At 62.6% G+C, this 18,313-nt stretch carries 22 protein-coding genes; 7 read left to right on the forward strand and 15 right to left on the reverse strand.

Annotation, left to right across the window (positions count from 1 at the left end; translation table 11 throughout):
- The first annotated feature begins 5 nt into the window (after window positions 1-5).
- From CHB96_RS20470 to CHB96_RS20480, 3 genes are read left to right on the forward strand one after another with little or no spacing between them, the layout of a single operon-like run.
- A complete protein-coding gene (locus CHB96_RS20470) occupies window positions 6-734 on the forward strand; it encodes an alpha/beta fold hydrolase (RefSeq protein WP_245865959.1) in 729 nt (242 codons plus the stop codon).
- A complete protein-coding gene (locus CHB96_RS20475) occupies window positions 727-2,208 on the forward strand; it encodes an aldehyde dehydrogenase (RefSeq protein ID WP_089249688.1) in 1,482 nt (493 codons plus the stop codon). Before CHB96_RS20470 ends, CHB96_RS20475 begins: the two co-directional genes overlap by 8 nt.
- A 20-nt stretch (window positions 2,209-2,228) precedes the next feature.
- Window positions 2,229-3,272 (forward strand): LLM class flavin-dependent oxidoreductase, encoded by a 1,044-nt coding sequence (locus tag CHB96_RS20480; protein ID WP_089249690.1) that lies wholly within the window; start codon window positions 2,229-2,231, stop codon window positions 3,270-3,272.
- A 65-nt stretch (window positions 3,273-3,337) separates the two neighbouring features.
- Here CHB96_RS20480 and urtA read toward each other — a convergent pair whose 3' ends face one another.
- The 8 genes from urtA to CHB96_RS20520 form a co-directional block, all read right to left on the reverse strand.
- Window positions 3,338-4,591 carry an urea ABC transporter substrate-binding protein gene (gene urtA, locus CHB96_RS20485; RefSeq protein ID WP_089249692.1) on the reverse strand — a complete coding sequence of 418 codons (1,254 nt, stop codon included), beginning with the start codon at window positions 4,589-4,591 and terminating at the stop codon, window positions 3,338-3,340.
- A 17-nt stretch (window positions 4,592-4,608) separates the two neighbouring features.
- Window positions 4,609-5,298, reverse strand: a complete 690-nt coding sequence (locus tag CHB96_RS20490; RefSeq protein ID WP_089249694.1) for an urease accessory protein UreF — start codon at window positions 5,296-5,298, stop codon at window positions 4,609-4,611.
- Window positions 5,291-5,785 carry an urease accessory protein UreE gene (locus tag CHB96_RS20495; protein ID WP_089249696.1) on the reverse strand — a complete coding sequence of 165 codons (495 nt, stop codon included), beginning with the start codon at window positions 5,783-5,785 and terminating at the stop codon, window positions 5,291-5,293. The genes CHB96_RS20490 and CHB96_RS20495 overlap by 8 nt, the downstream gene beginning before the upstream one ends.
- Window position 5,786: 1 nt before the next feature.
- A complete protein-coding gene (locus CHB96_RS20500; protein WP_089249698.1) occupies window positions 5,787-6,626 on the reverse strand; it encodes an urease accessory protein UreD in 840 nt (279 codons plus the stop codon).
- Window positions 6,623-7,246, reverse strand: a complete 624-nt coding sequence (gene ureG, locus CHB96_RS20505) for an urease accessory protein UreG (protein WP_089249700.1) — start codon at window positions 7,244-7,246, stop codon at window positions 6,623-6,625. Before ureG ends, CHB96_RS20500 begins: the two co-directional genes overlap by 4 nt.
- Window positions 7,247-7,259: 13 nt before the next feature.
- Window positions 7,260-8,975 (reverse strand): urease subunit alpha, encoded by a 1,716-nt coding sequence (gene ureC, locus CHB96_RS20510; protein WP_089249702.1) that lies wholly within the window; start codon window positions 8,973-8,975, stop codon window positions 7,260-7,262.
- A gap of 29 nt (window positions 8,976-9,004) precedes the next feature.
- Window positions 9,005-9,709, reverse strand: a complete 705-nt coding sequence (locus CHB96_RS20515; protein WP_089249704.1) for an urease subunit beta — start codon at window positions 9,707-9,709, stop codon at window positions 9,005-9,007.
- A gap of 138 nt (window positions 9,710-9,847) precedes the next feature.
- The gene (locus CHB96_RS20520) at window positions 9,848-10,927 is read right to left on the reverse strand and encodes a substrate-binding domain-containing protein (RefSeq protein WP_089249706.1); all 1,080 of its coding nucleotides are present in this window, start codon (window positions 10,925-10,927) and stop codon (window positions 9,848-9,850) included.
- 113 nt (window positions 10,928-11,040) lie between these two features.
- On the opposite strand from CHB96_RS20520, the gene CHB96_RS20525 reads away from it, so the two are divergent.
- Both CHB96_RS20525 and CHB96_RS20530 read left to right on the forward strand, forming a co-directional pair.
- Entirely contained in the window at window positions 11,041-11,454 is a 414-nt protein-coding gene (locus CHB96_RS20525) for a MarR family winged helix-turn-helix transcriptional regulator (protein ID WP_089249708.1), read from the forward strand.
- Window positions 11,455-11,499: 45 nt separating this feature from the next.
- The gene (locus CHB96_RS20530) at window positions 11,500-12,273 is read left to right on the forward strand and encodes a thioesterase family protein (RefSeq protein WP_089249710.1); all 774 of its coding nucleotides are present in this window, start codon (window positions 11,500-11,502) and stop codon (window positions 12,271-12,273) included.
- A gap of 9 nt (window positions 12,274-12,282) precedes the next feature.
- On the opposite strand, the gene CHB96_RS29750 is transcribed toward CHB96_RS20530, so the two are convergent.
- From CHB96_RS29750 to CHB96_RS20545, 3 genes are all read right to left on the reverse strand, one after another.
- Window positions 12,283-12,456, reverse strand: coding sequence for a hypothetical protein (locus CHB96_RS29750; protein ID WP_176444403.1), 174 nt, complete (start codon window positions 12,454-12,456; stop codon window positions 12,283-12,285).
- Window positions 12,457-12,508: 52 nt separating this feature from the next.
- Window positions 12,509-12,718: a three-helix bundle dimerization domain-containing protein gene (locus CHB96_RS20540; RefSeq protein ID WP_089249714.1), complete on the reverse strand. Its 210-nt coding sequence runs from the start codon at window positions 12,716-12,718 to the stop codon at window positions 12,509-12,511.
- A 117-nt stretch (window positions 12,719-12,835) separates the two neighbouring features.
- The gene (locus tag CHB96_RS20545; RefSeq protein ID WP_089249716.1) at window positions 12,836-13,264 is read right to left on the reverse strand and encodes a PaaI family thioesterase; all 429 of its coding nucleotides are present in this window, start codon (window positions 13,262-13,264) and stop codon (window positions 12,836-12,838) included.
- A 137-nt stretch (window positions 13,265-13,401) separates the two neighbouring features.
- On the opposite strand from CHB96_RS20545, the gene CHB96_RS29755 reads away from it, so the two are divergent.
- Both CHB96_RS29755 and CHB96_RS29760 read left to right on the forward strand, forming a co-directional pair.
- On the forward strand, window positions 13,402-13,638 hold the full coding sequence (locus CHB96_RS29755) for a hypothetical protein (RefSeq protein WP_176444404.1): 237 nt from the start codon (window positions 13,402-13,404) through the stop codon (window positions 13,636-13,638).
- Between the two features lie 86 nt (window positions 13,639-13,724).
- A complete protein-coding gene (locus tag CHB96_RS29760; protein ID WP_176444405.1) occupies window positions 13,725-14,174 on the forward strand; it encodes an ATP-binding protein in 450 nt (149 codons plus the stop codon).
- 12 nt (window positions 14,175-14,186) lie between these two features.
- Here CHB96_RS29760 and CHB96_RS20555 read toward each other — a convergent pair whose 3' ends face one another.
- The 4 genes from CHB96_RS20555 to CHB96_RS20570 form a co-directional block, all read right to left on the reverse strand.
- Window positions 14,187-15,320 (reverse strand): glycosyltransferase, encoded by a 1,134-nt coding sequence (locus tag CHB96_RS20555; protein ID WP_245865961.1) that lies wholly within the window; start codon window positions 15,318-15,320, stop codon window positions 14,187-14,189.
- 132 nt (window positions 15,321-15,452) lie between these two features.
- Window positions 15,453-16,235 (reverse strand): GAF and ANTAR domain-containing protein, encoded by a 783-nt coding sequence (locus tag CHB96_RS20560; protein ID WP_245865963.1) that lies wholly within the window; start codon window positions 16,233-16,235, stop codon window positions 15,453-15,455.
- Window positions 16,236-16,334: 99 nt separating this feature from the next.
- Window positions 16,335-17,093 carry a GAF and ANTAR domain-containing protein gene (locus CHB96_RS20565; RefSeq protein ID WP_089249722.1) on the reverse strand — a complete coding sequence of 253 codons (759 nt, stop codon included), beginning with the start codon at window positions 17,091-17,093 and terminating at the stop codon, window positions 16,335-16,337.
- Between the two features lie 108 nt (window positions 17,094-17,201).
- On the reverse strand, window positions 17,202-17,879 hold the full coding sequence (locus CHB96_RS20570) for a HemK2/MTQ2 family protein methyltransferase (RefSeq protein WP_089249724.1): 678 nt from the start codon (window positions 17,877-17,879) through the stop codon (window positions 17,202-17,204).
- Window positions 17,880-18,313 lie beyond the last annotated feature (434 nt).

Raw genomic sequence — 18,313 nt, forward strand, 5'->3', positions numbered from 1 at the left:
TTCTCGTGACACCGACAGTGGTACTGCTTCACGGTGTCGGACTCGACCACCGGATGTGGGAGCCCGTCACCGAGATCTTGGGCGACGGCTACGACGTCGTCACGCCTGATCTTCTCGGTCACGGCGACGAGGCTCCCGCGCCGGAGGGAACAACGCTCGACGACCTGGTCGACGCGGTCCTCGGGCGAATTCCCGACGGCGCGCACGTGGTCGGCTTCTCGCTCGGAGCGCTTGTGGCGCAAAGGATTGCGCTTCGCTTTCCGGATCGGGTGGCTTCTCTGACGTCGGTGGCGTCGGTGTGCAGACGGACCGAATCCGAACGTGCGTCGGTGCTTGCGCGCTACGAGGTCGCGAAAAGTGACTATCGTGCGAGCATCGACGCGTCGGTCGCGCGGTGGTACGACGGTTCGGACTTGCCGCGGAAGTGGGTCGACTGGACGCGAGAGACGTTGGAAGGCAACGACGTCGACTCGTTCCTGAACTGCTACCGCGTGTTCGCGACCGGCGACGCGGAGGTCGGTCCTCATCTGGGCGACATTGCCGTGCCCGCACTTGCGGTGACGGGCGCTGCGGACCCGGGTTCGACGCCGGAGATGACGTCTCGTCTCGAGGCCGCTGTTCCAGGGTGTCGTGCGGTGATCGTCGACGGAGCTCGCCACATGCTTCCGGTCGAACGTCCAACCGAATTAGCAACAGTCATAGTCGAGTTCATCGGAGGTCTCATCCATGTCTGAGCTGCACCACTTCATCGGTGGTAAGCCTGTTGCGCCGTCGTCGGGCGAGTACTTCCCGAGTATCAACCCGGCGAACCGTGAGGTTCTGTACCACGCGGCGCGCGGAAATGCCGAGGACGTCGACCGCGCGGTGACCGCCGCCCGAGCTGCGTTCGAGGAGCCGTCGTGGCGTGATATGAGCAACACCGCCCGTGGACGTCTGCTGCGTCGTCTCGGAGATCTGGTGGGGGAGAACGCCGAAGAGTTGGCGCGGCTCGAGGTGCTCGACAACGGAAAGCTGTTGCGCGAGATGCGCGGTCAGCTGGCCTCCGTGCCCGAATACTATTACTACTACGCAGGTTTGGCCGACAAGATCCAGGGCGACGTGATTCCGACGTCGGACAAGCGAGTCCTGAACTACACGACGCGCGAACCCCTCGGCGTCGTCGGCGCGATCACGCCGTGGAATTCGCCGCTGACGCTCACGACGAGCAAGCTGGCGCCCGCATTGTGTGCGGGCAACACCATAGTCATCAAGCCGTCGGAGTACACGTCGCGCTCTGCGTTGCGTTTGGCGGAATTGGCGTCCGAAGCCGGATTCCCCGACGGCACAGTCAATGTCGTCACCGGATTCGGTGCCGAAGCGGGCCAGGCGTTGGTCGATCACCGCAGTCTCGCGAAGATCTCGTTCACCGGTAGTACCGGGACGGGTTCGCGCATCGCGGCAGCGACGGCAAGCCGGTTCATCGGATCGACACTCGAACTCGGTGGCAAGTCACCCAACATCGTCTTCGGTGACGCCGATGTCGCCAATGCGGCGATGGGCGTCGTCGCCGGAATCTTCGCTGCCGCAGGACAAACGTGCATCGCAGGTAGTCGCGTGTTCGCGCACGCGTCGGTCTACGACGAGTTGTTGGAACGCGTCAGCGAACGCGCACGGACCATCAAGATCGGCGACCCGCTGCTCGACGACACCGAGTTGGGTCCGCTGGCATTCGAGAGTCAGCACGAGAAGGTCGCAGGCTACGTCGATCTCGGGCGCAGCGAGGGTGCACGCGTCGTCACCGGTGGCCACGCGTCCGACGGCGGTGGACTCGGCGGGTTCTTCTACGAGCCGACCGTGCTGGTCGACGTCGACAACGACATGCGCGTCGTCCGCGAGGAGATCTTCGGACCTGTTGCGGCAGTGATGAAGTTCGAGTCCGAGGACGAGGTCGTCGCCCTGGCGAACGACACCGAATTCGGTCTCGCAGCAGGTGTCTGGACGAAGGACCTGTCGCGCGCACACCGGATGGCGTCGCGACTCGATGCAGGCACCGTTTGGGTCAACACCTACCGCGCGATGTCGCCGATGTCGCCGCGCCAAGGATTCAAGAGCAGTGGCGTCGGCGTCGAACACGGCACCGAGACCATCCGCGAGTACACCCGTTTGAAGAGCGTGTGGATCAACACGAACGAGGACCCCGTAGCGGATCCCTTCGTCATGCGCAGCTGAGTTCGAGGAAAGGAAATCACATGAGGTTCTCACTGTTCGCGCACATGGAGCGCTGGGACGAAAGCGTCGGCCACCGAGAGCTTTTCGAGAATCTGGCCGAGCTGACCACGATCGCCGAAGCGGGCGGATTCGAGACCGTCTGGATCGGCGAACATCATGCGATGGAATACGTCATCTCGCCGAGTCCGATGCCGTTGCTCGCCTACCTGGCGGGACAGACGTCGACGATCCGGCTCGGTGCCGGAACCATCATCGCGCCGTTCTGGAACCCCATTCGCGTTGCAGGTGAATGCGCGTTGCTCGACGTGATCAGCAACGGTCGTGCCGAGATCGGATTGGCGCGTGGCGCTTACCAATTCGAGTTCGACCGTCTCGCCGACGGCCTGCCTGCAGCCGACGGTGGCAAGCACCTACGCGAGCTCGTGCCCGCCGTCCGTGCATTGTGGCAGGGCGACTACGCGCACGACGGCGAGATCTGGAGCTTCCCGACGTCGACCAGCGTGCCGAAGCCCGTGCAGAGGCCGACGCCGCCGATGTGGGTTGCGGCGCGCGACCCGTCGTCGCACGATTTTGCCGTCGCCAACGGTTGTAATGTCATGGTGACGCCGCTGATGAAGGGCGACGAGGAGGTCGAAGACCTCAAGAACAAATTCGAGACCGCCGTCGACGCGCACCCCGAGGTGGATCGGCCGGAGATCATGGTGCTGCGGCACACGTACGTGCATCCGGTGTCCGACCCGGACGGGTGGCGGCCCGCTGCCGACGGAATCCAGAAGTACTACCGCACGTTCGACGCCTGGTTCGGCAACAAGACCGAGACCGTCAACGGTTTCAAGGAGCCGAGCCCGGAGTCGAAGTTCGCCGAGCGGCCCGAGTTCACGCCGGACTCGCTGCACAAGACCGCGATGATCGGTACACCCGAGGAAATCGTCGAGCGTCTGAAGCACTACGAAGCTCTCGGCATCGACGAGTTCAGCTACTGGACCGACAACACCCTCACCCACGAGCAGAAGCGCGCGTCGCTGAAGCTGTTCATCGACGAGGTTGTTCCGGCGTTCAAGTAGGCGCCTCCGTCGCATGTGCATGGAAATACATAGAGCGCTATGTATTTCCATGCACATGGGGTGGGTCAGTTGAGCTCGGTGGCCCAGTCGTACGTCTCCAGGAACGGATCCGGTTCGATCGGTGCCGGTGACTCCCATACTTGGTAGATCAGTCCGTCGGGCCGGACCTCGCCGATTCGTGCGGTCTTGGTGACATGGTGGTTGTCGCCATCGACGACGACGTCACCTTCGGGCGCCGCGAAACTGACGCCGTCGGCCGCGGCCTGGATCGCGCCGACGTCGAACGAACCGGCCTTCTCTGCCATCGCTTTCCACAGGTGCACAGCCGTGTATGCCGATTCCATCGGATCCGAAGTCACTCGGGCGTCCCCATAGGCGCTCTTGAAATCCGACACGAACGTCGTGTTGTCCGGTGTGTCGAGGGTCTGGTAGTAATTCCACGCCGACCACTGGCCCGCGATGTTCTCGACACCGATACCGGCCACTTCTTCCTCACCGACGCACATCGACATCACCGGCATGTCCGCAGCAGTGAGACCTGCATTGGTGTACTCACGGAAGAACGCGACCAGGGAATCGCCCACGACCACGTTGAACACCGCATCAGCGTCCGCTGCACGCATCTTGTTGACGATCGTCGAGAAGTCCGTAGACCCGAGCGGGGTGTAGTCCTCACCCTTGATCTCGATGCCGTTCTCGGCGGCGTACGCCTTGACGATTGCGTTGGACGTGCGCGGGAAGACATAGTCGCTACCGACGAGGTACAGCGACTTGACGCCTTGTTCCTTCAGGTAGTCGAGCGATGGGATGATCTGCTGGTTGGTCGTTGCGCCGGTGTAGAAGATGTTGTCCGACGCCTCCAGTCCTTCGTATTGCTGGCCGTAGTACAACAGCGCATTGTTGTCCTCGAACACCGGCAGCATCGCTTTGCGACTCGCCGAGGTGTAGCCGCCGAACACCGCCGCGACACAGTCGTTGCTGATCAGCTTCTGCGCTTTCTCTGCGAACACGGTCGGCTCCGACGCACCGTCTTCGGCGAGCAGATCCAGTTGCTTACCGAGTACGCCGCCGGACGCGTTGATCTCGTCGACGGCCATCGTGATGGCGTCGCGGATCACGGTCTCGTTGATCGCTGTCGGACCCGACAGCGAATTGATGGCGCCGACTTTGATGCTGCTGCCGGACGTATCGACGCAGCTCGGCGCCGCCGTGCCGGAGGTCGAGGTGTCGTCGCCTGCCCTGCTTCCGCATGAGGTGACGATCAGTGTGACGCCGAGCAGCAGTGCAGTCGCTGCCGTGCGATGTGAGATGCGTTTCATGACAGTGCCTTTCCAGATCAGGTTGTGAAGAGCCTCGATGAGTTGGTTTCGTGCTGCATGGCATAGATGTCGAGTTCTGGGGCGAAAGCCATGGCGTCGTCCCAGTCGGTTCTGATCGCGCGTTCGGCGCAGGTTTCGAGAAAGTAGCGGTCGTCGAACAGCTGCTGTTGCACCCACATCGGGCCTGCGCGCCCGAGACGGACTGCAGCAGAGAGCAATCCGGAGTAGGACGACCTCACGAAGCCCAGGACTGCCAGATGTCTGTCGATGCCGAGGCGCCGATGCACGATGCCCTCGACGACCGCCTGGTTTCCAGGTGCCTGGCTGGCGAGGACATGAGTGAGGTAGTCCGACGACGACGTAGGGGAGAGAACCCGCTGGGCGACCAGAGCCAGTTGTCGCCCGCACGCTGTGGACGACAGACGGCCTGACTCCGACAGTTTGTGAGCGGAGAGAGCTCGGTCGAGCACCAGAGAGTCATCGAGATGGTCGTGAGTCCACGCCCATGCCAGCGCGACGGCATCGAGCGTGGTCACCGACTCGGAGACGTACGCCTGAGCCACCGTAGCAATGTCGCGTTCTCGCGCCCCAGGGTTGCCTGCGAGCCATGCCTCGAGTCCGTTGGAGTGAACGAACCTTCCCGATGGAAATGCGCTGTCGCACAGCTGGATCCAGTTGAGGAAGGTGATGGCCTGTGTGTCAGTCATGACTGTGGCCGTGGTGATGATCGGCCGACGTGTTGGACCATCCGTTGAGCGCCAGCGCGACTTGCGACACCTGACCTGTCACGTGCAGTGCCCTCAATGTAGCTTCGGCTGTCTCGGGGCCGGTCATCAAGGGCGTCGCGACGCGATCGACCGTCACATCGAGTGGCGCGTGTTGATTTCCCAGGAGGTAACCCAGAAGCAATGCACGTCGGACTGCGTCGGTGCCGACGTTGTCTGCGAACTCGACGACGATGGCATCCTCCGCGGGCCGCTCGACTGCGACGATGGTCTCGCCGTCGTCCCACAGCACTGTGTCCGCGGCCAGGAATGACCCACGTGGGAGCTGCAGGGCGAGCTCGCGGTCGGCTGCCGTGCGCACGAGTTGGCGGTGTTTCTTGGCGTCGCCCCATGGAATACGAACTGGGTCGACGACCCGGCCGCGGTACCTCTCGTCCGTGCGTGAGCCGAGAATTTCTGTTGTTTCCATGTCACATCCTGGGTGTCAGAGGGGAGCGGCCGAGAAGGACACGTCGGGCGACGTCCCACAGTGCGTGGGTGGTCGCCTGCGTCGTCGGGGCTCGGTCGGTGAGAAATCGCGCCGAGACTCCGATCGAGTTCGGCAGCATGCTCGCCGCGCCCACGACATCGAGAGACTCGCGCAGAACGAAATTGAATTCTTTCTTCAGATAGTCGAGATCCCGTTGTGGAGCGACGACGAGGAAGCTCGAGTAATAGTTCCGGGACGCGACCGCGCCCAATCCTGTCGGTCGAGTACCGGGCTCGAGACGGACATTGTCCACGGCTTGGAGGGTGCCGTCGATCTCGATCGCCGTCCGTGACTTGTAGGCATCGTACAGAAACCGTTCGCCATGGCCGATTCGGCCGGACGCAACGGATTCGGATCCGATGAACACCGAGTCGCCTGTCATGTCGATCGTGGTGGACTGCGTGAACCGTGAATGTGCGTGCGGGATAGCAACCTTCGGGAAGTGCTCGACGAGGCTGCCGTCGGACAAGGTGAAGCGGTAGTCGTGTGTCGACAACTCGTCTCCGGCGTAGATCTGCGTTGCCGACTGTGCTGTCAGATGCAGTCGGCAACCTGTCCCAACGCCGATGTCAGTCCGAATCCGGTCACGTGGGAAAGCCCCACCCGTGGGATTCTGTACGCACAGAAACGCCATCCCCGGATCTTCGGAATCCAAGTACATGGGGACCGTGATGCGTTGCGGGAAACGCTGTTCGAGCTTCGCTATCCGCGTTCGATTGTTGCGGCCACACACCACATCGATGGCGAGTTTACCCTCGACAGTGGGCGCGGCCGCGGTCACGCGGGGACATTCGGTGTCAACATCGCACCGCGTACGACGGCGTCGAAGACCTCGTCGAGGCCGGAGCCGTTTCGCAGGTCGGTGAAGATCGTTGGACGGTCGGGGCGAGCCACGGCACAGTCGCTGCGCATACGGTCCAGGTCGGCGCCGACCATCGGTGCGAGGTCGATCTTGTTCACTACCAACAGATCTGCCTGGAGTAGGCCAATTCCTTTCTTGCGGGGAATGTCGTCGCCCGCAGCAGTGTCGATGACGAAGATCCAGTAGTCGACAAGATCCGACGTGAACGTTGCGGCAAGGTTGTCGCCGCCGGACTCGATCAGCACCAACGACAGTTCGGGGTAAGTCTTCTGCAGCGTCATCACTGCACTGAGGTTGGCCGACGGATCCTCTCGGATAGCGGTGTGAGGGCAGGCGCCGGTTTCGACCCCTGCGACGCGTGCGGGATCGATCAATCCGCTGCGGCGTACTCGTTGCGCGTCTTCGTCGGTGACGAGATCGTTGGTGATCACGGCCGTGTCGATACCGGCTGCCGTGAGCATCGGCAGCAGACGTTCGACGAGCCGGGTCTTTCCGGATCCGACTGGCCCGCCGATACCGATTCGGGTTGGTTCGTGCATGTGCGTCGTCCTCCTATTTGATCGTGTAGCGGCGGCCCAGAGGGACACGCGTCATGGGCTGGCTGGTGCATACTTCGCCGTCGACCTCGACTCGATAGGTGTCGGGGTCGATGGAGATCGAGGGCAGGTAGTCGTTGTGCAGCAGAGACGATTTGCTCAGTGACCGTGCGCCGATGCAGGGGACGAGCGGAGTATCGAGTCCGAGGCGGTCACCGAGGCCATCGGCGATCGCTGCCTGTGCCACGAAGTTGACCGAGACGTCCGACGGTGTCTTACCGAATGCTGCCCATTGTGGGCGGTACTTCAGCGGCTCGCAGGTCATCAGTGACGCGTTCGATTCGCCCATGACCGACCATGCGGGAAACCCTCCTTTGAACACGACTTCGGGACGAATGCCGAAGAATTTCGGGTCCCACAGCACGATGTCGGCCATCTTGCCGGGTTCGAGTGAACCGACCGTGTGATCGATGCCGAACATGCGTGCTGGGTTGATGGTGATCTTGGCGAGGTAACGCAGGATTCGTGCATTGTCGGCGCCAGTGCCGACATCGGCGGTCAAAGGGCCGCGAGTTGCCCGCATATGAGATGCCAACTGCCATGTGCGAGCGATGGTTTCACCGATTCTCCCCATGCCCTGGGAATCCGATCCCATTGCCGAGATGGCACCCATGTCGTGCAGAACATCCTCTGCTGCAATGGTTTCGCGGCGGATTCGTGATTCGGCGAACGCGACGTCCTCGGGAATTCGTGGATTCAGATGGTGGCATACCATCACCATGTCGAGATGCTCGTCGAATGTGTTGCGGGTATAAGGATTCGTGGGATTGGTCGACGACGGTAGGCAGTTGCTCTCGCCGACGACGCGCATGACGTCCGGCGCGTGGCCCCCGCCTGCGCCTTCGGCGTGATACGTGTGGATGACGCGTCCGGCGATGGCGCGCATCGTGTCCTCGAAGAACCCTCCTTCGTTGAGGGTGTCACTGTGAATCTGTATTTGCAGATCGAGTTCGTCACCAGCGTCGAGCGATGCACGGATCGCGGCCGCGGTGGCGCCCCAGTCCTCATGGATCTTGAATCCGATCGCACCGGCAAGGCCCTGCTCGACGATCGGCGCTGGATCTGCGGCGCTTCCGTTGCCGAGGAATCCGAAGTTCATCGGGAACGCCTCGACCGAGCGCATCATGCGTGCGAGATTGTTCGGACCCGAGCTGGTGATGCCGACAGTGACCGGACCGAGGCCGCCGCCGATCATCGTCGTGATGCCGCTGGAGATCGCTTCCTCGACAAGTCCGGCACTGTCGAAATGCACGTGTACGTCGATGGCTCCGGCTGTGGCGATCATGCCTTCACCGGATCGAACGTCGGTACCGGCGCCGATGATCAGATTCGGATCGACACCGTCCATCAATCGTGGGTTGCCGGCGTTGCCAACCCCGGCAATGACGCCGTCCTTGATCCCTATGTCGGCCTTGCGAATTCCGAGTACCGCGTCCATGACGAGGACGTTCGTGATGACGAAGTCGAGCGCACCGTCCTCGTTGGTGATCGAATTGTGAACGGCCATGCCCTCGCGCATGGTCTTACCGCCGCCGAAAACTGCTTCGTCGCCGTAGACGGTGTCGTCGCGCTCGACCTTCGCTATGAGGTCGGTATCGGCAAGCCGAATTCTGTCGCCGACAGTGGGGCCGAACAGCTCGGCATAGTGGCGTCGAGAAATGCGGAGCGCCATCGGGCCTCCTTCGTGATTCGTGTTGGGTGTCAGTCGGATACTGCGCCGCGGAAGCCGACGGCATGGAGGGATTTCAGTTGGTCGATGGAGGGGCCTTGCTCGTCGATCGAGGTATTGGTCATGTTGTTGAGGCCGTACACCTCTCGGGTGCCACCGAAAGCCACGAGCCGGACCTCCCGTTCCTCGCCTGGCTCGAAACGGACAGCCGTTCCCGCTGGAATGTCGAGGCGCATGCCGTACCCGGTTGCTCGAGGAAAATCGAGTGCACGGTTGACCTCGTAGAAGTGGAAATGCGATCCGACCTGGACGGGCCGGTCGCCGGTATTCACCACCGTCGTCTCCGCGGTGGCTCGTCCGGCATTGAGTTCGATCTCGCCGTCGTCGACGATGAGCTCACCGGGTTCCACCTCAGGGCTCGAGGAGTCGGTGCCAGGTCGGATGGGATCGTGGATCGTGACCAGCTTCTGGCCGTCGTCGAAGAATCCTTCGACTTGCACGGTTCCTACCAGCTCGGCGACACCGGGCAGCAGGTCGTCCTCAGTCAGGAGATTCGAGCCCAGCTCGGCCGCTTCGGGGACCGTCGCCCCTGATCGTGCTGCTTCGACGACCTCGTCTGCGATGAGCGCCCGTGCCTCCGGGTAACTCAACTGCAGACCGCGCCCACGGCGTTTGCGCGCGAGTTCGGCTGCGAGGAAGAGCATCAAACGATCCTCGTCCTTGGGTGTCAGGTGCACCTGGTACCTCTTTCCGTCGTCATTTACCCCCTAATGAAATATATCCATTTGAAAGTAAGTTCCATGAAAGTAAGGCACCCGCGACACTGCTGCAAGGTTGAGCGCCGGTATTCACAGACCGGTTACACGGCGGAAATATCAGATGCGAGAAAGGACTTCGAAGTCGTATCCGTCGGCGCGCGCAAGGTATATGTCGTGGAACCCCTGAGCGCCCTGGTACTGCATGACTCCGCGTGGGCCGTCGTATGCAAGTCCGCCGATGGATGCCTTGATCGACGTCATGTCGGTCGATTGGGCTCGTGAGACAAGATGGGCGAGCGTGAGCATGCCTTCGTAGCAACTCTCCGCGGTGTTGTTCAGCGTCGGCGCGAACGGTCCATGGAATGCGGCGTAGCGACTCTGCAGGTCCAATGTGTTGGCCGAGACGATCGAACGAAAATATCCTGCAGAGGAATACAGGTTTGCGGTGCCGTCGATACCGCTACCCATCAACATGCTCTCGTCCATGAGTGGGCTGTACCGCAGTATGTCCCGATCAAGACCTCGACGCGCGAACTCGCGATTGAACAGTACGGCATCCTGCCCCACGAGGAACATCGCTACCGCGTCGGGACTTTCCCGCTCGATGGTGTCGAGGAGTGCGGAAATGGCCGGTTCGTCACCGAACGATGCGAATCCCAACGAAGACACGGTGATGCCGAGAGACGGTGCGATGTTCTCGACGAACCCTGACGAAAAGCGTGGCCACACATAGTCGTTGCCGACGATCGACCAATTCGGTACAGCGAAGTTGTCGCACAACCAGGCAAGTGCGGGTGCAACCTGTGTCGTCGGAACCTCGCCGACCGTCACGACATCCTGAGTCGGTAGACCTTCGTGGAGTGCAGTGAAGATGTAGGGGATGCGGCCAGCCACGGCGGCGACGATTGCGTCACGTACCAACGATGTGTGCCACCCGGTGACGGCATGCACGTAACCCTGACGGATCAGGCCGTCGAGTTCGCGTGCGACCATGCGGGGTGACCTGCCCGCATCGAGAACGACGAGCTCCACTTCACGCCCGAGAATACCTCCAGCGCTATTGATTTCGTGTACCGCAAGTTCGACTGTGGAGCGACACGATGGCCCGAAGATGCCCCCGGCGCCCTGCATCGGGATGGCGACACCGACGCCGAAGCGATCGCCATCGCCGGTCGGTTCGGTTGGAGTGGTCGCCATCGTCGTCCGTTCGTCGTCTGGTCGAAAAGCCTAGGCCGACGGTGTGTCACCGGTGTTAAACATCTGTATCGTGGCTCGATAGATTCGAGTGGAACTATTCCGATTGGATGCACATGAGCGGTGGAACGACCCGGCCGGTCGAACGGCCCACCTTGGCGCTCCTTCGTACGTCGCGTGCAATGTCCGAGGCGGTGAGCGTTGTGACGGCACGATTCGGGTTGACCGTCGACCAATGGTTGTTGTTGGAGCTCTTGGTCGACCATCGAAGTAGCGGCTTGTCCATGACCGAACTGCGAGAGCTGACAGGTCTGACAGGTCCCACGTTGACACGCACAGTCGACCGCCTGATTTCGGATGCATTAGCGCACCGCGAGGTCGATGCGCATGACCGCCGTCGCGTGCTCGTTCATGTCTCGACCGAGGGCAGGGCGGTCCATCGACGATCGGTCGCGTCCGTGGACAAGCTCGAGGAGGAGATGGGGTACGTGAGTGAGGGGGCTGCGCCCTATGTGCATGGAAATACATAGAGGGCTATGTATTTCCATGCACATGGGGTGGGTAGTGTCCCGGGAATGTCGTATTTCGTTCGCCTGAGCCCCAGCGCTTTTCGCGCGACCGAGCACGTCGGTGGCGCCTGGGACATCGCTACCCAGCACATCGCTCCCGCGCTCGGATTGCTCGTTCACGCCGTCGAGCAGGATCGTGATGCGCGTCGGGACGATCGGTTGGTCGTCGCGCGGCTGTCTTACGACATCATGGGCACCGTCCCGATCGCCGACGTCGATGTCACGGTGACCGTGGTGCGGCCAGGTAGGACGATCGAGCTCGTCGAAGCTGTTCTGGAGCACGACGGGCGCGCGGCGGTTCGGCTACGTGCCTGGTTGATGCAGCCCGGCGTCACCGACGCCGTCGCGGGAAGTGCGTTGCCGCGGATCGCGCCGCCCGACGACATGGACGTCTGGGATGCGACGACCGTCTGGCAGGGCGGATTCATCGCATCGGCGGAAGTGCGACGGGCGCAGGTCGAACCGGGGCGAGCGCAGTTCTGGGTTCGGTCGTCGACGCCTCTGCTCGACGGCGAGGACGTCGGGCCGGTCGCGAATGTCGCCAGGCTGATGGACATCGCGAACGGAATGACGGTCCGGGCCGATCCGACGAAGGTGGTGTTTCCCAACGTCGACCTGACCGCGCACTTCTTCGACGAGCCGCGAGGGGAGTGGATCGGGTTCGACACGACGGTCTCGTTCGGTCCCGGTGGGCTCGGGTTGACCCAGAGCACGCTGCACGACGAGCGAGGGCCGATCGGGACGATGTCTCAGATGCTGACGGTCCGACCTGGGTCTTGAGTGAAGCCGCTACTCCGGTTTCGGCGTCCTGAACAGCGTCTTCTCGTCGCGTTCGGAGTCGAGCCGCTCTTCGAACGCTTCGACCTTCCGGTCGACGTCGTCCTCGCTGGGGGCGTCGATCCCCGGATCGGCGGCGTCGATCGAATCGTCGTGACGGTGGCGGGGCAGGAACGGCTCGGTCATGACCTCATGATCGAAACCGTCCACCGCTTGCGTCAACCAACGGCAGATGAACTTATTCGCCTGCCAGCACAGATGCCGCGTGACGCTCGACGAACAGTGGGATGAAATCGCGGATCTTCGGGTCGTCGAACCGCTGGTGAGCCTCCGACACAGCCGAATCGACGGTGGCAGCGTCGGCGTGGGGGAACTTCTCGGTCAGCCGGGTACGGATCTCGTCCAGGGCGCGCTGTTCCTCGGGGGCGATGTCGGTGGTGGTAGCCATGGCTCCAGAATGCGCGGTCCATGGGTGAGATTTCAACCAGCATCGGTGACTTTCTTGACGACCGTTCCACTCGGCGCGACGTCAGCGCCAGCGTCGCCGAAACCGCAGCGACGAACGTCACGTTTGATACGGCACGATCGACTTCACCAGCTGCGCTCGAGCGGCCACGGCACCGTTCGAGCTGAGTGTGACGGCCACGAATGCCAACCGTCGAGTCCTCCGGTCGACCGTGCCCGACGTCCGCACGCGAGTGCCCACTGCGACTGCCGTGGACAGGTCGAGCGAGAACGAGTGCGTCACCGCATGCTCGTGCTCGCCGAGCTGCGGGAGCAGCGCGAGATAGCCCGCCAGTTCCATGCCCGCCGCCAACATCGAGGCGTGTGCCGAACCTGCGCCGTTGGACGCGTCGTGCAGAATCTCGAATGTCGCACCCAGCCAGGGCGCGTCGTCGTCGATCAGCCTGACGCCCAGGTTCTGCGCGACCGGGATCGACAACGCGAGTGCGGCACGGTCTGCCAGGGCTTTACCGGCGAGTGCGTTCGACATACACCTCACGATGACCCGCCGATGTGAACTGTGGGCTGCGCCGGCATGAAGGTCGTGAGTGAAAATGTGTACCCCTCTATACATTTTCGCTCACATGGTGCATGAGCAGGGCGAGTTGCGGGTAGAGAATCTCGGTGGTGGTGAACAAGACGACACAATCGGCGTTATCGATCATGGCGGTGTTCGTGATCGTCGGTGCTCTGTGGGGCGGAATCGGGTACGTCTACTCCGATCACAGCCTCACGAAGGCCGCGGTGTGGGGTGGTCTCGTGATCGCGGTCGGGTGGACGGCCGTCGTGGTTGCGGGGGTGGTCAAGTATCAGCGCATCATGTCGAGGCGCCGCAAGAGCAACGAGACAGGCGACGACGGATAGCGCGTGAAGGTGTCGTGAGTGAAAATGTGTACCCCTCTATACATTTTCGCTCACATGGTTTTGATTTTTCCGGGTATGGCTCAGAGGTGACCGCCGAATTCGTGTTCTCGGATGTGCCCGCCGATGCGCGGGCCATCAGCGGAATCCGGCATGCCCTCGTCGGGTGGCTCGGCATCACCGAGTTCGACGACACTCGCGTCGCCGATATTTCGCTCGCCGTCTACGAAGCGATGGCCAACACCGTCGAACATGCCTACTCGCACACCGCTGCGGCGGGAACGCTGACGCTCCGCGCGGGGTACTCGTCGGTGGAGCGCGCGTTGCAAGTCGTCGTCCTCGATCACGGACGGTGGCAGGAAGATACGTCGGATCGACTGCGCGGCAACGGTATTCCTCTGATGTCGGCATTGTGCGACGACGTGTCCGTCGATCACACCGACGCCGGAACGTCGGTGCTGATGCATTGGCTCGTCGACCGGAATCCAGGGCACTATCTGCCGCCGCTGTATCCGGTCGAGAGCCTCAGGGTGTCCTAGCGGGCTTCGTTCTCACGCCGGGCGTCGACGCGGCCTCACCCTCAGGTGCTGGCCGGGATCGTGCAACCTGGTGACCGGCCTCGTGATCATTCCCCGGTACAGATGCACGTACGCATCCAGCATCGTCTCGGCCGAGCAACGCCGAATAGCGTGCTGGCGCGCGACCTTTCGCGACAGCGCTACCGTGCGCGGGATCGCAGCCGCCAGCGCGGCGACGTCGCCTGCCGGGACGAGCGTCGCGCAGTCCGGGGTGACGATCTCGGGTATGCCGCCCCGCGCGAACGCCGCGACCGGCGTGCCGCACGCCAACGCCTCGGCGACGACCAAACCGTAGGGTTCGTCCCATGTCGGCGTCACCAACGCCGCGGCAGCACCTCCCACCAGTGCGGCCAGTTCGCTCTGCTCCAGATGGCCTGCATAGGTGACGCCGTCGCCGAGACGCGGCTCGATCTCGCGCGCGAAGTAATGAGGATCGGATATCGGACCCGCGAGCCGGATCGGGTAGCCGGCACGCTCGGCGGCCTGAATCGCCAGGTGCGGGCCCTTCTCGGGAGTGAATCGGCCGGACCACGCCAGGTACGGCCCACCCGATCCTTCAGGCCAGTCGTGGACGTTCACACCGTTCTGCACGATGTCGATCTCGTCGATGATCCCGTTCCACATCGACGCCGTGTGACGGCTGACCGCCGCAAAGCGAGTCCCGACGCCGTCACTCGCGGCCACCGCCGACTCGATCCACGGAGTCGGCGGGGTGTGCAGCGTCGTCAGGACCGGGGTCGCGAGCGTTCGCGCCATCGCAATGGGCAGGTAGTGCAGGCTGTGGTTGTGGACGACGTCGTAGTCGGTGTCGGCCGCCAGCTGCAGCATGAGGCGAAGATAGGCATGGTGATCCGACATGAACATGTCCGACGGCATCGACACATCGCCTCGGGCCTGAGGTGACAGTTCCAGAACCTGGACGTCGATGAACGTACTGTTCAGAGCCGGATCCGAACCCGGTCCCGCGAACAGTGTGACGTCGTGACCCGCCTTCGAGAGCGAGTGAGCAAGGTGCCACGTGTGCGCTTCGAGGCCACCTGCGAACGGTTGCCGGATGGGAAAGCGATTCGACGCGACGAGTGCGATGTGCAGCCTGTCTGTGCTCACCGGCGCTCGCCGTGCACTTCTTTGTTCAGCGCAGCGTGGAACACGCACACCCCTTGTCTCAGGTCGTAATTCGAAGCAATACGAGAGACGGTGATACCCCGGGGTGACGGCCGCAAACCCGCCGGATTCGCCCTACGGGCGCTCCGCGTCCACAAGCTCCTGCGCGACGCGTCGCAGTGGCAGATTCTGTTGCTGCGACAGCTTGGCAAGAAGCTCGAAAGCCTGGGTGGCGTCGATCTTGTACCGCTCCATGACCATGCCCTTGGCCTGTCCGATGATGTCTCGGCTCGCCAGTCCGATCCGGAACTGCTCGTTGTCACGCGCACCCAACAACGCAACGGCAGCGTGAGCCGCCAACGCCTCACCTGCGGCAATGGCGTCGGGACCGAAGGCATTGGCACGGTTGCTGTACAGCACCAGCGCGCCGACGTCGTCACCGTTGCTATAGAGCTGGAACGCGACGAGGGAACGTATGCCCTGATCGACGGCACCTGCGGCGAAGCTCGGCCACCTGCTCTCGACGCCCAGGTCGTCGGCGACGACGACCTGGAAATGGCGCACCTCGGTGGCGATCGGGCCTTCACCCGACTCGTACTGGCGACGGCACAGTTCTTCTGCGAGTTCGTCGGTTGCGGCGACGACCGTGCGTACGCCCTTGTCCAATGTCGTGATGCACCCGCTGTCGGCGCCCTCGACCAACCTGATGGACGACCGAAGTATCTCTTCGAGTGTGGCCGGGGTGGAACGGCTCGAGTCACGCAAGGTACGTGCGAACTCGGCAAGTAGTGCTGATACGCCCGCGGGGCGTGGTGACTGATCATCTCCGGCGGCGTACGACATCCAGACTGTCCTTTCGGAGGGGTTGCTCGCCGATTGCTGGACGCGTACGTCGGCGAGGTCGCTCTTCTCGGGCAACTGAAAATTTATATACCAGAACCAGGACGCCGTCGCGGCGAGGTCGAATCACTGCGTCGGCCGCACCAGGTGGCGATTAGCCGGTGGTTCGCCCACATCTCAGTTCCTGGACGGTGTCACCGAACTCACGATCGAGGCGGCCAGCTCCGACACCTTGACGTTCTCGCGCTGAGATCGGCGCGTGAGTATCACGAATGCATCGTCGGCATCGACTCCCTTGTCGGCCATGATGACCCCTTTGGCTTGCTCGATCACCGCACGGGAGCGCATGGCGATGTTCAGCCCGTCGAGTTCGCTCTTGATTCCTGCGGACGTCCTCGCGCTCGAGACGATGATGTTGATGCACGAGACATAAACCCGGAGCACTGCTTCGTCGACGGTTCCGAATCCATGGTCGGCATAGCTGTAGAGATTGAGCGCAGCCGGTACCTCGCCCCCGCTGAGAATCGGGGACGACAGAAAGCTGTTGATCGGCGATCCAGCGCATTTCTCGGCGAACAGCGGCCACCGATCGCAGGCGTCGGATCGTGAAGCCCGTACGGTGGCTCGCTGGCTTGCCGCATCGAGACACGGGCCTTGACCTGCTTCGTACTGATCGAAATCGACGTCACGAGCGACCTCGTCGGTGCACGCGGCCGTGGAACCGACACCGTGTTCGAGCAGTGTCACGGCAGCGAAATCGGCCCCGGCAATAGCCGATACCGCCTGCTCGCACACCTGCTGCAGGACGGCGCCCAGGGGCAACTGTGTTTCGAGTACGGACGTCAACCGACCGATTGCCGCCGCAGCGTCGTCGTACTGGTCGATGACATCGCTTTGGAGTGGAAGCCGGGAGGTGTCCGAATTTCCGGCAGTCATGAACGATCGCCCCTAGTCTGCCTGGGCGACAATCCGAACCAGCGGTCCACACTTGACCCAGGGCTCCGCGATCGACGGTACGCCCCTGCCAGCGATCTGTGTAGACACTTACCGACGACGGCTGCGAATCACCGCCAATTCCTCATGGCGACAACCGATATCGATTTGATCGGTGGCCTCCAGCCACGACGCGCGCTCGTGCATGACGGGGCCGAAATCGATGGTCTGACGCCGTACGACCTCGGCGTCGAGCCCAGCGCTCCGCAGTTGTCTCAGCGACTCGTCGACATCGGCCAGTTCCGATTGCACGAAGACTGCAGTTCCACCGAGTGCGAGCAGGGCGGGCATGCTCGCACAGAGCAGATCCAGCACTGTGCGGCCTCGATCACCTGCGTCCCACGCCCGATTCAGACCCATTCCAACAGGCTCGTTGCGCGACGGCACATACGGAGGATTGGAGACGACGACGTCGAACGGCCCTCGATGGAGCGCGTCGTCCAGTGTGCCGAGACAGACGTTCACCGTCGTTCCGTTGGCAGCGGAGTTCGCCTCGGCGCAGGCAACGGCCCGTTCGGAGATGTCGTAGGCGAAGACCTCGCGGGCGCCGTTGCGCGCGGCTTCGATGGCTGCGATACCGCTACCGGTACACAGATCGAGAACGCGAGCTCCGGGCAGAATGTCGAGTGAAACGATTTCCGAACACAAGAGGAACGAGTCCTCCTGGGGTGCGTACACACCGTCGTCGACGCTGATGGCGGGAAAAGTACGTTCTCGGGCTGCGGTCACTGATACCTCCGTAGTCGGTACTCGTGAGTGCCCGCGCCGGAGTGTTTCCAATCATCCGAGATCGTCGATCGGTCAGGCTGATTTTTTTGGTGACATCGGTGGAATTCGATTGCCGTCGGTGGGACGAATCCTTCTCTCGGGTTTCTGGTGATCTCCGAATACGACCGTGTCCCACCAGAATTGCCGCTTCTGAGATTCGGTCCAGATCACGTTCGGTAGGTTGTCGACCGCCATGAAAGCATCATCCCCTCGACCGATACCGGTCAAGGAATCGGATCGTCGATTCGTCTGCCCACAAGGCTCGGGGCGACTCGGGGACCCGTCGCATCACGTGCAGCCCGAAAGCCCCGTCGGTAACGACCCTACCCCTGTTCGGCCGGTTCCACGGGGAATGCTCGTGCTACGGTGCAGTGGCCTGGTCGAACACGTGCCGG

The organism is Rhodococcoides kyotonense (genome assembly GCF_900188125.1).
In the GTDB taxonomy this organism is placed as follows: domain Bacteria; phylum Actinomycetota; class Actinomycetes; order Mycobacteriales; family Mycobacteriaceae; genus Rhodococcoides; species Rhodococcoides kyotonense.